The sequence below is a fragment of the Mycolicibacterium sp. SMGY-1XX genome, assembly GCF_059132455.1.
The window spans coordinates 1,310,530-1,324,040 of the sequence record NZ_CP101139.1; the positions used below are offsets into that span (position 1 = coordinate 1,310,530).

Annotated in this window: 15 protein-coding genes; 13 read left to right on the top strand and 2 right to left on the bottom strand. The window is 68.3% G+C overall.

Annotated features, from left to right (window positions below; translation table 11 throughout):
• Position 1 precedes the first annotated feature (1 nt).
• On the bottom strand, positions 2 to 769 hold the full coding sequence (locus NL241_RS06405; protein WP_494397064.1) for an SDR family NAD(P)-dependent oxidoreductase: 768 nt from the start codon (positions 767 to 769) through the stop codon (positions 2 to 4).
• Between the two features lie 177 nt (positions 770 to 946).
• Here NL241_RS06405 and NL241_RS06410 point away from each other — a divergent pair, with 177 nt between their 5' ends.
• From NL241_RS06410 to regX, 6 genes are all read left to right on the top strand, one after another.
• Positions 947 to 2,272 carry an ROK family protein gene (locus tag NL241_RS06410; protein ID WP_487691693.1) on the top strand — a complete coding sequence of 442 codons (1,326 nt, stop codon included), beginning with the start codon at positions 947 to 949 and terminating at the stop codon, positions 2,270 to 2,272.
• A gap of 139 nt (positions 2,273 to 2,411) precedes the next feature.
• Complete coding sequence (gene mshA, locus NL241_RS06415) at positions 2,412 to 3,734, top strand: D-inositol-3-phosphate glycosyltransferase (RefSeq protein ID WP_494398248.1); 1,323 nt, start codon at positions 2,412 to 2,414, stop codon at positions 3,732 to 3,734.
• Positions 3,731 to 4,228: a type III secretion system chaperone family protein gene (locus NL241_RS06420; protein WP_487691692.1), complete on the top strand. Its 498-nt coding sequence runs from the start codon at positions 3,731 to 3,733 to the stop codon at positions 4,226 to 4,228. The genes mshA and NL241_RS06420 overlap by 4 nt, the downstream gene beginning before the upstream one ends.
• A gap of 28 nt (positions 4,229 to 4,256) precedes the next feature.
• Complete coding sequence (locus tag NL241_RS06425) at positions 4,257 to 5,003, top strand: phosphoglyceromutase (protein WP_487691691.1); 747 nt, start codon at positions 4,257 to 4,259, stop codon at positions 5,001 to 5,003.
• A gap of 160 nt (positions 5,004 to 5,163) precedes the next feature.
• Positions 5,164 to 6,354, top strand: a complete 1,191-nt coding sequence (locus tag NL241_RS06430; protein ID WP_494397065.1) for a sensor histidine kinase — start codon at positions 5,164 to 5,166, stop codon at positions 6,352 to 6,354.
• An 8-nt stretch (positions 6,355 to 6,362) separates the two neighbouring features.
• Complete coding sequence (gene regX / locus NL241_RS06435; protein WP_487691689.1) at positions 6,363 to 7,049, top strand: two-component sensory transduction protein RegX; 687 nt, start codon at positions 6,363 to 6,365, stop codon at positions 7,047 to 7,049.
• Between the two features lie 139 nt (positions 7,050 to 7,188).
• Here regX and NL241_RS06440 read toward each other — a convergent pair whose 3' ends face one another.
• Positions 7,189 to 7,983 (bottom strand): DUF3109 family protein, encoded by a 795-nt coding sequence (locus NL241_RS06440; RefSeq protein ID WP_487691688.1) that lies wholly within the window; start codon positions 7,981 to 7,983, stop codon positions 7,189 to 7,191.
• Positions 7,984 to 8,069: 86 nt separating this feature from the next.
• Here NL241_RS06440 and NL241_RS06445 point away from each other — a divergent pair, with 86 nt between their 5' ends.
• The 7 genes from NL241_RS06445 to NL241_RS06475 all read left to right on the top strand — a co-directional run bounded on the left by NL241_RS06445 (position 8,070) and on the right by NL241_RS06475 (position 13,498).
• On the top strand, positions 8,070 to 9,086 hold the full coding sequence (locus NL241_RS06445) for a Ppx/GppA family phosphatase (RefSeq protein WP_494397066.1): 1,017 nt from the start codon (positions 8,070 to 8,072) through the stop codon (positions 9,084 to 9,086).
• Complete coding sequence (locus NL241_RS06450) at positions 9,083 to 10,171, top strand: Rv0497 family membrane protein (protein ID WP_494397067.1); 1,089 nt, start codon at positions 9,083 to 9,085, stop codon at positions 10,169 to 10,171. The genes NL241_RS06445 and NL241_RS06450 overlap by 4 nt, the downstream gene beginning before the upstream one ends.
• Positions 10,172 to 10,193: 22 nt before the next feature.
• Entirely contained in the window at positions 10,194 to 11,051 is an 858-nt protein-coding gene (locus NL241_RS06455) for a sugar phosphate isomerase/epimerase family protein (RefSeq protein WP_487691684.1), read from the top strand.
• A 10-nt stretch (positions 11,052 to 11,061) separates the two neighbouring features.
• A complete protein-coding gene (locus tag NL241_RS06460; RefSeq protein ID WP_494397068.1) occupies positions 11,062 to 11,904 on the top strand; it encodes a thioesterase family protein in 843 nt (280 codons plus the stop codon).
• Positions 11,905 to 11,975: 71 nt separating this feature from the next.
• A complete protein-coding gene (proC, locus tag NL241_RS06465) occupies positions 11,976 to 12,863 on the top strand; it encodes a pyrroline-5-carboxylate reductase (protein ID WP_487691682.1) in 888 nt (295 codons plus the stop codon).
• 139 nt (positions 12,864 to 13,002) lie between these two features.
• Positions 13,003 to 13,263: a helix-turn-helix domain-containing protein gene (locus NL241_RS06470; protein WP_487691681.1), complete on the top strand. Its 261-nt coding sequence runs from the start codon at positions 13,003 to 13,005 to the stop codon at positions 13,261 to 13,263.
• Between the two features lie 133 nt (positions 13,264 to 13,396).
• Positions 13,397 to 13,498, top strand: a complete 102-nt coding sequence (locus tag NL241_RS06475) for a 30S ribosomal protein bS22 (RefSeq protein ID WP_003402602.1) — start codon at positions 13,397 to 13,399, stop codon at positions 13,496 to 13,498.
• Positions 13,499 to 13,511: the final 13 nt, after the last annotated feature.

Here is a 13,511-nt window from a genome sequence, read left to right on the forward strand (position 1 = left end):
CCTAGACCTTCCGGTTCCAGCGGCCGTTGGCCACCTGGTCGCGCGGCCGGATGACGATGGTGTCCAGGTCGACGTGCGACGGCCGGGAAGCGACGAACCCGATCACCTCGGCGACGTCCTGGGCCACCAGCGGGGTGATGCCCTCGTACACCTTGTCGGCGCGGTCCTGATCGCCGCCGAACCGCACCAGGGAGAACTCGGTCTCCACCGCACCCGGGGCAATCTCGGTGAGACGCACCGGCTTTCCGAGCAGCTCTCCGCGCAGAGTGCGGTGCAGGGCGCCCTGGGCGTGCTTGGCCCCGGTGTAACCCGCCCCGCCGTCGTAGGTTTCGAACGCGGCGATGGAGGTGACGGTGACGATCAGGCCGTCACCGGAGTCGATGAGCTTGGGCAGCAGCGCGCGGGTGACCCGCAGCGTGCCCAGCACGTTGGTCTCCCACATCCAGCGCCAGTGGTCGTAATCGGAGTCGGCGACCGGGGCCAGGCCCTTGGCGCCACCGGCGTTGTTGATCAGCACCGACACCGGGCCGGGCAGTTGGTCGGCCAGCGCTGCCACCGCGGCATCGTCTGTGACGTCCGCCACAACAGCGGTGCCGTTGATCTCCGCGGCCAGCGCCTCGATGCGATCGGCTCGGCGAGCCACCGCGACCACGTGAAAGCCTTGGGCCGCAAGCACTTTGGCAGTGGCTTCACCGATCCCCGAGCTGGCGCCGGTCACTACGGCTACCCGGCGGTCGTCGGCATTACTGGAACTCGAAGGCGTCGTCATCGGCCCAACTCTAGTAACCGTGCTAAGTTGCTCTACGTGTTGATGGGAGTCCAGAGCGCGCTTACCGGGATGTGTTGTTGTCCCGGTCATTGCTGCGCCTGACGCACCCCGGGAGTTTCCCGAGTCGCACGGCGTGGCCCGCAGCCCGCCCGCTTCGACTAACCGAGGACATTTCCCATGACTGCAGCAATCACCCGCAAGACCGCTTCCACCGTCAGCGGCCGGGCTGCTCGTCCCCTCGAGAGCGCCAAACCGCGTAGCTCGGCACATCCCCTGCGTACCCGGCACGCCATCGTCGCGCCGGCGCTGCGCATCGGTGACGCCGCCGCGGCAGCGGTGTTCAACGCCGCACGGCTGCGCGGTCCGATCGCCCGCGATGTCATCGCCCAGGTCACCTCGCTGTCGATCGCGACGGTGAACCGCCAGGTCACCGCTCTGCTGGACGCCGGTCTGCTGCGCGAGCGCGCTGACCTCGCCGCCTCCGGCGCCATCGGCCGGCCCCGGGTGCCCGTCGAGGTCAACCACGAGCCCTACCTGACTCTCGGTGTGCACATCGGCGCCCGCACCACCAGCATCGTCGCCACCGACCTCTTCGGCCGCACCCTCGATGTCGTCGAGACCCCGACGCCGCGTGGCCCCCAGGGGCAGGCGCTGGCATCGCTGGCCGGCAGCGCCCGCCGCTACCTGGCCCGCTGGCACCGCCGTCGGCCGTTGTGGGTGGGCGTGGCGATCGGCGGCACCGTCGACGGCAACACCGGCCATGTCGACCATCAGCGCCTTGGTTGGACGCAGGCTCCCGTGGGTCCGGTGCTGGCCGAGACGCTCGGTCTTCCGGTGTCGGTGGCCGCGCACGTCGACGCCATGGCCGGCGCCGAGCTGCTGCTGGGCATGCGGCGCTTCGCCAATCCCTCGGCCACCAGTCTGTACGTCTACGCCCGCGAGACCGTCGGCTACGCGTTGGTGATCGGCGGCCGGGTGCACAGTCCGGTCAGCGGTCCCGGCACCATCGCCAATCTGCCTGCCCAGTCCGAATTGCTCGGTGGCTCAGGGCAACTCGAGTCCACCGTCAGTGACGAAGCGGTGCTATCGGCGGCCCGACGACTCGGCATCGTCTCCGACACCACGCCGAATGCCTCGATCGCCACGGTGCTGCGGGCCGCTCGTGACGGCAGTGAACCCGCCCGTGAACTGCTCGCCGAGCGGGCCCGGGTGCTCGGCGAAGCGGTGGCGCTGTTGCGTGACCTGCTCAACCCCGACGATCTGGTGGTCGGCGGGCAGGCGTTCACCGAGTACCCCGAAGCCATGGAAGACGTCGAGGCGGCGTTCGCCGCGCGTTCGGTGCTGCCGGCCCGCGACATCCGGGTCAGCGCCTTCGGCAACCGGGTGCAGGAAGCCGGCGCGGGCATCGTCTCGCTCGGCGGACTGTATGCGGACCCGCTGGCGGCGATGCGGCGCGCCGCGACCAGCGCGCGGGTACTCGCCACGCCGGAGGCCACCGCCTGAACCGCGGTTCGGCCGCCCTTCCTCCTCGGGACTCGTTCGCCCCCTCGCTTCGCTGGGGGAACCCCCGCGCCCGCATCGTCGACCGGCCGGGGTGCCTTTTCGGCCGGCCCTTCCTCCTCGGGACTCGTTCCTCGCCCGCATCGTCGACCGGCCGGGGTGTAAGGATGGGGGTGTGCGCGTTGCCGTGTTGTCCGTCCACACCTCGCCGTTGGCCCAACCGGGTACCGGTGACGCCGGCGGGATGAACGTCTACGTCATGCAAAGTGCCCTGCACCTTGCAAGCCGCGGCGTCGACGTCGAGATCTTCACCCGGGCCACCTCGTCCTCCGACGAGCCGGTGGTGCAGGTGGCCCCCGGCGTGCTGGTGCGCAACGTGGTGGCCGGGCCGTTCGAGGGCCTCGACAAAAACGATCTGCCGACGCAGCTGTGCGCCTTCACCGCCGGGGTGCTGCGCGCCGAGGCCACCCATGAGCCCGGCTACTACGACATCGTGCACAGTCACTACTGGCTCTCCGGTCAGGTCGGGTGGCTGGCCCGGGACCGCTGGGCAGTGCCGCTGGTGCACACCGCCCACACCCTCGCGGCGGTGAAGAATGCCGCGCTGGCCGATGGGGATTCCCCGGAACCGCCGCTGCGCTCGGTGGGGGAGCAGCAGGTGGTCGACGAGGCCGACCGCCTGATCGCGAACACCGATGACGAAGCGCGCCAACTGGTTTCACTGCATCACGCCGATCCCGCGCGTATCGACATCGTGCATCCAGGTGTTGACCTGGCGACTTTCACCCCGGGCTCCAAAGTCGAGGCGCGCAAAGCGCTCGGACTGGATCCGAGCGCACCCACTGTCGCGTTCGTCGGCCGGATCCAGCCGCTCAAGGCGCCCGATGTGCTGCTGCGGGCCGTGGCGCTGGTGCCGCACCTGCGCGCGGTGGTGGCCGGCGGTCCATCCGGCACCGGCCTCGCCACGCCGGACGGACTTGTTGCGTTGGCCGCCGAACTGGGTATCTCGGACCGGGTGACCTTCCTTCCTCCGCAATCGCGGGATCAGTTGGTGCAGGTGTACCGCGCCGCCGACCTGGTGGCCGTCCCCAGCTACTCAGAATCCTTCGGGCTGGTGGCCATCGAAGCGCAGGCGTGCGGCACCCCGGTTGCGGCCGCCGCTGTCGGCGGGCTGCCGGTGGCGGTCCGCGACGGCGCCACCGGCGCCCTGGTGTCCGGACACGATCCCCGGCGCTGGGCTGACGGCATCGAGTCTCTGCTGGCCGGTGACCTCGGGTCCATGGGCCGCGCCGCCGTCGCGCACGCCTCGAACTTCTCGTGGGAACGCACCGTCGATGACCTGCTGGCCGCCTATGGCCGGGCCGTCAGTGACTACGCCCGCACCCATCACCGCGACCCGGTGAGGGAACTGGCGGGACGTCGAGGTGCCCGCCGGTGGAGCCGTCGGCGCGGGGTCCGCGCATGACAGAGGTGCAGGACGTCATCGAAACCGCACTGGACGACCGCGAGCTGGTGTACACCCGCCACGAAGGCGCGCACGGCGGCCTGCCCGGCCTGGTGGTCGAACTTCCCGGCGAACGCAAACTCAAGACCAACACCATCCTCAGCATCGGCGAGCACTCGGTGCGGGTCGAGGCGTTCGTCTGCCGCAGACCCGACGAGAATTTCGAGGGCGTCTACAAATTCCTGCTCAAGCGCAACCGGCGGCTCTACGGCGTGGCTTACACCCTGGACAACGTCGGCGACATCTATCTGGTGGGGCGGATGGCGCTGGAGTCGGTGACCGCCGACGAGATCGACCGGGTGCTCGGCCAGGTGCTCGAAGCCGTCGACCAGGACTTCAACACGTTGCTGGAGTTGGGTTTTCGCACCTCCATCCAGAAGGAATGGGAGTGGCGGGTCTCGCGCGGTGAATCGCTGAAGAACCTCAAGGCGTTCGAGCACCTCATCGACGACTGAACACCTGCCCTCGTGAGAGACTTGCGCCATGGCTGAATCGACCTTGGTGCTTCTTCGTCACGGCGAGAGCGAATGGAACGCGCTCAATTTGTTCACCGGCTGGGTGGACGTCGATCTGACCGAGAAGGGCCGAGCCGAAGCGGTCCGTTGTGGTGAGCTGTTGGTGCAGGAAGGCGTGCTGCCGGACGTGCTGTACACCTCGCTGCTGCGCCGTGCCATCACCACAGCCAACCTCGCCCTCGATGCCGCCGACCGGCACTGGATCCCGGTGCACCGCGACTGGCGGCTCAACGAGCGGCACTACGGCGCCCTGCAGGGGCTCAACAAGGCCGAGACCAAAGAGAAGTACGGCGAAGAGCAGTTCATGGCGTGGCGGCGCAGCTATGACACCCCGCCGCCGCCGATCGAGAAGGGCAGCGAGTTCAGCCAGGACACCGATCCGCGGTACGCCGACATCGACGGTGGTCCGCTGACCGAATGCCTGGCCGACGTGGTGGCCCGCTTCGTGCCGTACTTCGAGCAGACCATCGTGCCCGATCTCCAAGCCGGCAAGACGGTGCTGATCGCCGCCCACGGCAACTCGCTGCGCGCGCTGGTGAAGTACCTCGACGGCATCTCCGATGAGGACATCGTGGGCCTGAACATCCCCACCGGTATCCCGCTGCGCTACGACCTGGACAGCGAGCTCAAACCGTTGGTCGCCGGCGGCACCTATCTGGATCCGGAGGCCGCTGCCGCGGGCGCTGCCGCGGTGGCGAGCCAGGGAGCCAAGTAGCCGGCGAGCCCCGGGAGTAGCGGGCAGTGGGCAAACACCGGTTGAACCCAGGTGAACGGCTCCCAAACGGGGGAGAAACACCTGGTCGTGGCCGTGTGACTTGTCCCGAAATGGCCTCACGCTGCTGGGATGGCGTTCACTCGATGCGTACGATTTTCGCGTGAGTGTGCTGTCGGCGTTCATCGTCGCCGGGGTCTGCGCCCTGGTCGCGCTGGCGGCAGGTATCGCTATCGGCGCCGCCGTGGTGCCCCGGATAGTGGAACGTCGTAGGCGTGCGGCCGCCCTGGCCCATGGCATCACCGTCTCGGAGATGCTGCGACGGCTGGTCTCACTCGCGCCGGTGGGCATCGTGGTGGTCGACATCCACCGCGACGTGGTGTTCATGAACGACGAGGCGGTTGCGCTCGGTGTGGTCCGGGACCGGCTGCTCGACGACCGGGCTTGGCTGGCCGCCCAACGCACGCTGACCACCGGTGAGCCCGGTGAGATCGACCTGTCACCGCGCCGGCCCGGCCCGTCGGGACGGTCCGGACTCTCGGTGCGCGGGCAGGTGCGGCTGCTGGCCGAGGAGGACGCACGCTTTGCCGTCCTCTACGTCGACGACCAGTCCGAGCACGCGCGCATGGAGGCCACCCGCCGCGATTTCGTCGCCAACGTCAGCCACGAACTCAAGACACCGGTCGGCGCCATGGGCGTGCTGGCCGAAGCCCTGCTGTCCTCACCGGAGGATCCCGAACTGGTGCGCCGGTTCGGCGGGAAGGTGCTCGCCGAATCCAACCGGCTGGCCAACATGGTGGGCGAGCTGATCGAACTGTCCCGTCTGCAAGGTGCAGAGCGGCTGCCGGATCTGGAATCGGTCGACGTCGACACCGTTGTCTCCGAAGCGCTTTCGCGATACAAGGTGGCCGCCGACAACGCCGACATCGACATCACCACCGACGCCCCGACGGGGCTGCGGGTCTTGGGGAATCAGCCGCTGCTGGTGACCGCGCTGGCCAACCTGATCTCCAACGCCATCGCGTATTCGCCGCACGGTTCGACGGTGTCGGTGAGCCGGCGCCGTCGCGGCGACAATATCGAGATCGCGGTCACCGACCGCGGATTCGGGATCGCCCGCGCCGATCAGGAACGGGTGTTCGAACGATTCTTCCGCGTCGACAAGGCGCGGTCGCGCGAAACCGGTGGCACGGGATTGGGTCTGGCGATCGTCAAGCATGTCGCCGCCAACCACAACGGGTCCATCCGGGTGTGGAGCCAACCGGGAACCGGGTCGACGTTCACCTTGTCGATCCCGGCCTTCACCGGACAGGTAGACCTCGAAACTGACTTCTACACCGACGGAGAGGAATGATGACGTCGATGACCAGTGTGTTGATCGTGGAAGATGAGGAGTCGCTCGCTGATCCCCTGGCGTTTCTGCTGCGCAAGGAGGGCTTCGAAGCCACGGTGGTGGGCGACGGTCCCTCCGCACTGGCCGAATTCGACCGTGCCGGAGCCGATATCGTGCTGCTCGATCTGATGCTGCCGGGGATGTCGGGCACCGACGTCTGCAAACAACTGCGGGCCCGCTCCAGTGTTCCGGTGATCATGGTGACCGCGCGCGACAGTGAGATCGACAAGGTGGTGGGGCTGGAACTCGGCGCCGACGACTACGTCACCAAGCCGTACTCCGCCCGCGAACTGATCGCCCGGATTCGAGCGGTGCTGCGTCGCGGCGGTGACAGTGACGACCTGGGGCTGGCCGACGGGGTGCTCGAAGCCGGGCCCGTGCGGATGGATGTCGAGCGGCACGTCGTCAGTGTCAGCGGTACGCAGATCACGTTGCCGCTCAAGGAGTTCGACCTCCTCGAGTACCTGATGCGCAACAGTGGGCGGGTGCTCACCCGTGGCCAGTTGATCGACCGGGTGTGGGGTGCCGACTACGTGGGTGACACCAAGACCCTCGACGTGCACGTCAAGCGACTGCGCAGCAAGATCGAATCCGACCCGGCCAACCCGGTGCATCTGGTCACGGTGCGGGGGCTGGGCTACAAGCTGGAAGGCTAGACCCAGCCCGGTCGCCGAGGCGGCGAGGTACGAGCCGGGGAGAGCGGGCCGGGCCCAGCCCGCGGCTTGTTTCTGCGCCAGGGCTGTGGACCCGCACGGATCACAACCCAGATGCAGAAACCAACGACGGGGACGGCGGCTAGGCGTGGGACTCGGCGGCGCGGGTCGCCGGGTGCACCGCGACCAGGCCTAAACCGCTGCGGCGCTTGCACATCGCGGCCAGCTCGGCGTACGCCTTCTCGCCCAGCAGTTCGGTGAGCTCGGGTGCATACGACAGGTAGACCTGTTTCTTGCCGACGTGCGCGGCGGGGTCGCCGGTGCAGTACCAGTGCAGGTCCTCGCCGCCGGAACCCCAACCGCGACGGTCGTATTCGGTGATCGTGGTCTTGAGGATCTCCACCCCGTCGGGGCGGGTCACCCAGTCCTGGGTGCGCCGGATCGGCAGCTGCCAGCACACCTCGGGTTTCATGGTCAGCGGCTCCACGCCCAGCTTGAGCGCCTTGGTGTGCAGCGCGCAGCCGATCCCGGCCTTGAAGCCGGGCCGGTTCAGGAAGATGCAGGCGCCCTTGTATTTGCGTGTCCGCAGGTTCGGCTTGTCGTCGTACTCGTCCATCTCGAGATAACCCTTGCGGCCCAGGCCTTTGTCCCGGAACTGCCAGTCGTCATCCGTCAGTTTCTTCACCGCGTCGTCGAGCATCGCGCGGTCGTCGTCGTCGGACAGGAACGCGCCATGCGAACAGCAGCCGTCATCGGGGCGCCCCGCCACCGTGCCCTGACAGGCAGGGGTGCCGAACACGCACGTCCACCGCGACAACAGCCAGGTCATGTCGGCTGCGATCAGGTGCTCGGCGTTGTCGGGGTCATAGAACTCCACCCATTCCCGGGGGAAGTCGAGGTCGACTTCGCCGGGATGGTCCGGGTGCCAGGCTGTCACGAGGTCCAACGGTAGACGAAACCGCCTATCACCGTTGTTCAAGACATGCAGCCGGGCGCGACATCCCTGGGTATAGGTTTGAGTGCGTGCGATTGGGCGTGCTCGACGTGGGCAGCAATACAGTTCATCTGTTGGTGGTCGATGCGCGCCGCGGCGGTCACCCGACACCGATGAGCTCGACCAAGGCCGCGCTGCGGCTTGCCGAGGCGATCGACAACTCGGGCAAGATCACCCGCAAGGGCGCCGACAAACTGGTGACCACCATCGACGAGTTCTCGCGCATCGCGGCCAGCTCGGGGTGCGCGGAGCTGATGGCGTTCGCGACGTCGGCGGTCCGCGACGCCACCAACTCCGATGAGCTGATCGCGCGGGTGCGCGCCGAGACCGGGGTGGCACTGCAAGTGCTCACCGGTGTCGACGAGTCCCGTCTGACGTTCCTGGCGGTGCGCCGCTGGTACGGCTGGAGCGCGGGCCGCATCATCAACATCGACATCGGCGGCGGTTCCCTGGAACTGTCCAACGGCGTCGACGAGGAACCCGATGCGGCGTTGTCGCTCCCGTTGGGGGCCGGCCGGCTGACCCGCGAGTGGCTTCCTGACGACCCCCCGAGCCGGCGTACCATCGGGGCGCTGCAGGACTGGCTCGACAGCGAGCTGGCCGACGCGAGTGCCACCTTGCTCAAGGCGGGCGGTCAGGATCTTGCGGTGGCGACATCGAAGACATTCCGGTCGCTGGCGCGCCTGACCGGGGCCGCCCCGTCGGGTGCGGGCCCGCGAGTGAAGCGGACGCTGACGGCCAACGGTCTCAGACAGCTCATAGCGTTCATCTCTAGGATGACCGCGGCTGACCGTGCGGAGTTGGAAGGAGTGAGCACCGAGCGCGCCCCGCAGATCGTGGCGGGTGCGCTGGTGGCCGAGGCGACCATGCGAGCGCTGTCGATCGAATCCGTGGACATCTGCCCGTGGGCTCTGCGCGAGGGACTGATCCTGCGCAAACTGGACAGCGAAGCCGACGGCACGGCTCTTGTGGAGACTCCGGTGCGCGATGCTGGAGGCCGCACGGAGGATCGGCGTGACAACCGGTCGAGAGGCAACAGACGATGACTGGACCAAACGACAGCGAAGCCAGCACCAGGCCCATCTCGGTAGCTGAGCTGCTCGCCAAGAACGGCACCATCGGCGCGGCCCCGCCAGGGGGACGTCGCCGCCGTCGCCGCGGCAACAGTGATGCCGTCACCGTCGCCGAGCTCACCGGCGAGATCCCGATCGTGCGCACCGGCGAGATCCCCGTGGTGGAGGAGCCGGTCAAGGAAGAACCGCAGGCCGACGCGCAGCCGGAGGCCCCGGCGCAGGAACCGGCACCCAAGCCGGTCGACGCGGAGCCCGCAGCGCGGACCAACGGCAACGGCAGCGCCGCCGCACCGGAAGCCCGCCCGGCCAGCCGACCGGAGCTGGCGGATGCGCCGGTGGCCCGGCGCGGACCCGCGGTCAAACCGGAACGCAGCCATTTCCCGTTGGTGGCCCGTAAGGGTGTTACTCCGGCCGACGCCGAGACCATGAGCCCGGACCCGGTCGTCGACGATGCGGTGGACGCCGACGTCCCGGTGGCCGAGACGCCCGACACCGAGCTGCGTGCGCCGGATTCGGCCGAAACCGAGGTGCCCGACACCGAGGAGAAGCCCGACGAACTCGGGATCGGTGACGCCTCCTACCTGCAGACCTACCTACGTGCCACCAGCGGACCGCTGTTCGGCGGCCAGACGGTGGCCGATGATCTGGCCCGCCGGGGCACCGAGGACTCCGAGCTGGCGGTCGGCGACGAGCTCGAGGTCGCCGAGGCCCTGGAAGACGACACCGACGAGGACACCGAAACCCGGGTCGATACCGCCGGAGAACCCACCACGGCCGAGGACCGGCCCACGCGCGGACAGTTGGCGGTGCGGGGTCTGCTGATCGCGGTCCAGTCGATCGTGGCGGTGGCGTTCGGTGCCGGCTTGTTCATCGCCTTCGACCAGCTGTGGAAGTGGAACAGCATCGTCGCCCTCATCCTGGGCGTCCTGGTCATCCTGGGTCTGGTGGTCGGTGTCCGGGTGGTACGCAAGACCGAGGACATCGGCAGCACGCTGACTGCGGTCGCGGTGGGGGCTCTGGTCACCTTCGGGCCGCTGGCGTTGCTGCAGGCCAGCTAGCGCCCGCCCAGGCGATCCACCGGTGCGCCCTGCAATCAAGGTCGGCTTGTCCACGGCCTCGGTCTATCCATTGCGGACCGAGGCCGCGTTCGAGTACGCCGCGCGCCTCGGCTACGACGGTGTGGAGTTGATGGTCTGGGCCGAAACGGTCAGCCAGGACATCGCCGCCATCGAGAAGCTCTCCGCCCGGTATTCGATGCCGGTGCTGTCGGTACATGCTCCGTGCCTGCTGATCTCACAGCGGGTCTGGGGGGCCAACCCCATCACCAAACTGGACCGCAGTGTGCGCGCCGCCGAGCAGCTGGGTGCGCAGACCGTGGTGGTGCATCCGCCGTTTCGCTGGCAACGGCGCTACGCCGAAGGGTTCAGCGACCAGGTGGCCGAGCTGGAGGCCGGCAGCGAGGTGCTGGTTGCGGTGGAGAACATGTTCCCGTTCCGCGCCGACCGGTTCTTCGGCACCGGACAATCGTCGATCGAGCGGATGCGCAAACGTGGCGGCGGGCCGGGGGTCGGGATCTCTGCGTTCGCACCGTCCTATGACCCGCTGGACGGCAACCACGCGCATTACACGCTGGATCTGTCACACACCGCCACCGCGGGCACCGATGCCATCGAGATGGCGGAGCGGATGGGCATCGATGGGCCCGATGGCCTGGTGCACCTGCATCTGTGCGACGGCAAGGGGTCGTCCACCGACGAGCACCTGGTGCCCGGGCGCGGCACACAACCCACCGCCGAGATCTGCCAGATGCTGGCCGCCAGCGACTTCGCCGGGCATGTGATCCTGGAGGTCACCACATCGGGGGCCAGGTCGGTAGCCGAGCGGGAGGAACTCCTGACCGAATCGCTGACCTTCGCCCGGACGCATCTGTTGCGCTGAGAAGGATCTGATGACGGCACCCACGTTGTTCTCCCATGCCATGACCCTGCAGTTGAGCACGCACGAGGAGGACTCCGCGGTTTTCGCGGGCAACCTCAACGAGCACTGGACCATCGGCCCCAAGATCCACGGCGGCGTGATGCTGGCGTTGTGCGCCAAGGCGGCGCGGACAGCGGTCGGGCAGGACGCCGAACCGCTCGTGGTGTCGGCGAACTACCTGCGGGCGCCGGATCCAGGGCCGGTGGAATTGGAGGTCACCGTCCGCAAGCGCGGACGCCAGGTCAACCTCGTCGACGTCGATCTCACCCAGGACGGGCGGGTGGCCGTACGTGCAGCTGTCACCGTCGGGATCCCTGAACCGCACGCTGCGCCGCTTCTGGAGACCAATCCGGTGCCCGGGCTCATGAGCCCAGAGCCGCCCGCCGACGTCGACCCGATCGGACCCGGACATCCCCTGGCCGGGGTCAACCATCTGGTCGCCGGGTGCGATATCCGGCCCGATCTGTCGCAGTTGCAGCCGGGCGCGGCGACGCCGCACACCCGCATCTGGGTGCGTCCGCGTGACGAGGCCCCGGATGTGCTGTTCGCGCTGCTGTGCGGTGACATCTCCGCGCCGGTGACGTTCGCCGTCGACCGCCGCGGCTGGGCACCGACGGTGCAGCTCACCGCCTACCTGCGCGGCCGGCCCGCCGACGGGTGGTTACGGGTGCTGTCGACCACGACGCAGATCGGGCAGCACTGGTTCGACCAGGACTACCTCGTGGTCGACTGTGCGGGCCGCGTGGTCGTGCAGACCCGTCAGCTGGCCCTGGTGCCCGCCCGTGATCCGTCGGAGCTGCGACAGCGGCGCTAGAGGCGCACTGCGACGAGTCTCACCCGGCCTCGTGACCGGGCCGCGGCGGACCTGACGCTAGATTGCCCCACATGGCAAGAATCGCGATTATCGGCGGCGGCAACATGGGTGAGGCGCTGCTGGCCGGCCTGCTGCGGGCCGGTCGACAGGTCAAGGATCTCGTGGTGTCCGAGCGGATGCCCGAGCGCGCCAGGTATCTCGCCGAGAAGTACTCGGTGCTCGTCACCTCGCCGCGCGACGCCGCCGAGCACGCCCAGTACATCGTGGTCGCCGTCAAGCCGTCGGATGTGGAGTCGGTCGTCGCCGAGGTGGCCGAGGCGGCCTCTCAGGCCGACGCAGACAGCGCGGAGCAGGTGTTCGTGAGTATCGCCGCCGGGGTGGCGACGTCGTTCTACGAATCGCGTCTTCCGGCCGGCTCACCTGTCGTGCGTGCGATGCCCAACGCACCGGCTCTCGTCGGGGGCGGCGTGACCGCACTGGCCCGCGGACGGTTCGCCTCTGCCGAGCAACTCAAGGGCGTCGCGGAGATGTTCGACTGCGTGGGCGGAGTGCTCACAGTCGCCGAGAGTCAGCTGGACGCCGTGACCGCCGTATCGGGGTCCGGGCCGGCCTATTTTTTCCTGATGGTGGAGGCGCTGGTGGACGCCGCGGTCGATGCCGGGCTGCACAGATCGGTTGCTACGGATCTGGCCGTGCAAACCATGGCGGGCTCGGCGGCGATGTTGCTGGAACAGATCGACGACGGGCGACGCGCCGCCGCTGAGGGGGGTGTCGGCGGAGGCGTGTCGAGTGGCCCGGACACCACGGCGGCCCAGCTCCGCGCAACTGTGACGTCGCCGGGAGGGACCACTGCGGCAGGACTGCGCGAGCTCGAGCGCGGAGGTTTGCGGGCAGCGGTGGCACACGCCGTCGAAGCCGCCAAAAAGCGCTCTGAGCAGCTGGGAATTACATCTGAGTAGTTCAGGAATTTTCGATCGATAACCCCACACCCGTCGCAGTAACCCCATCTGCCCCGCTATTCTCCTCGTTGTAAGCGCGTGTTCGTGCCAGCGGTGGGGAAGCCGCTGGAACTGGCCGTGCCTGATTGATTGGGTTGCGATGACGTCTATGAACGGGCCATCGGCACGGGATTCTGCGAGCGGCAAGCGTGACGGTGGAGCCGGTGACGGCCAACCGGCTGCCAGAACGCAGTTCCTCACTGTCGCCGAAGTCGCCGGGCTCATGCGGGTCAGCAAGATGACGGTGTATCGACTCGTGCACAACGGCGAACTGCCGGCCGTGCGAGTGGGGCGCTCGTTCCGCGTGCACGCCAAAGCGGTCCACGACCTGCTGGAGACCTCGTACTTCGACGCGGGCTGATCAGGGGGCGGGCACAGGGCGCCCAGGCGGCCCCGGAGCCCGTTTTCCGTAAGCGGCCACTCTTTCGGTAAGGTGGCCAGGTTCAGTCGTGTCAGTGAGCGCGCCGAAAGCGCGCAGGTAGGCAGCGGAGTTCATGGGTTCAGTTATCAAGAAGCGGCGCAAGCGGATGTCGAAGAAGAAGCACCGCAAGCTGCTGCGTCGCACCCGGGTGCAGCGCAGAAAACTCGGTAAGTAAACGCATCGGAGAT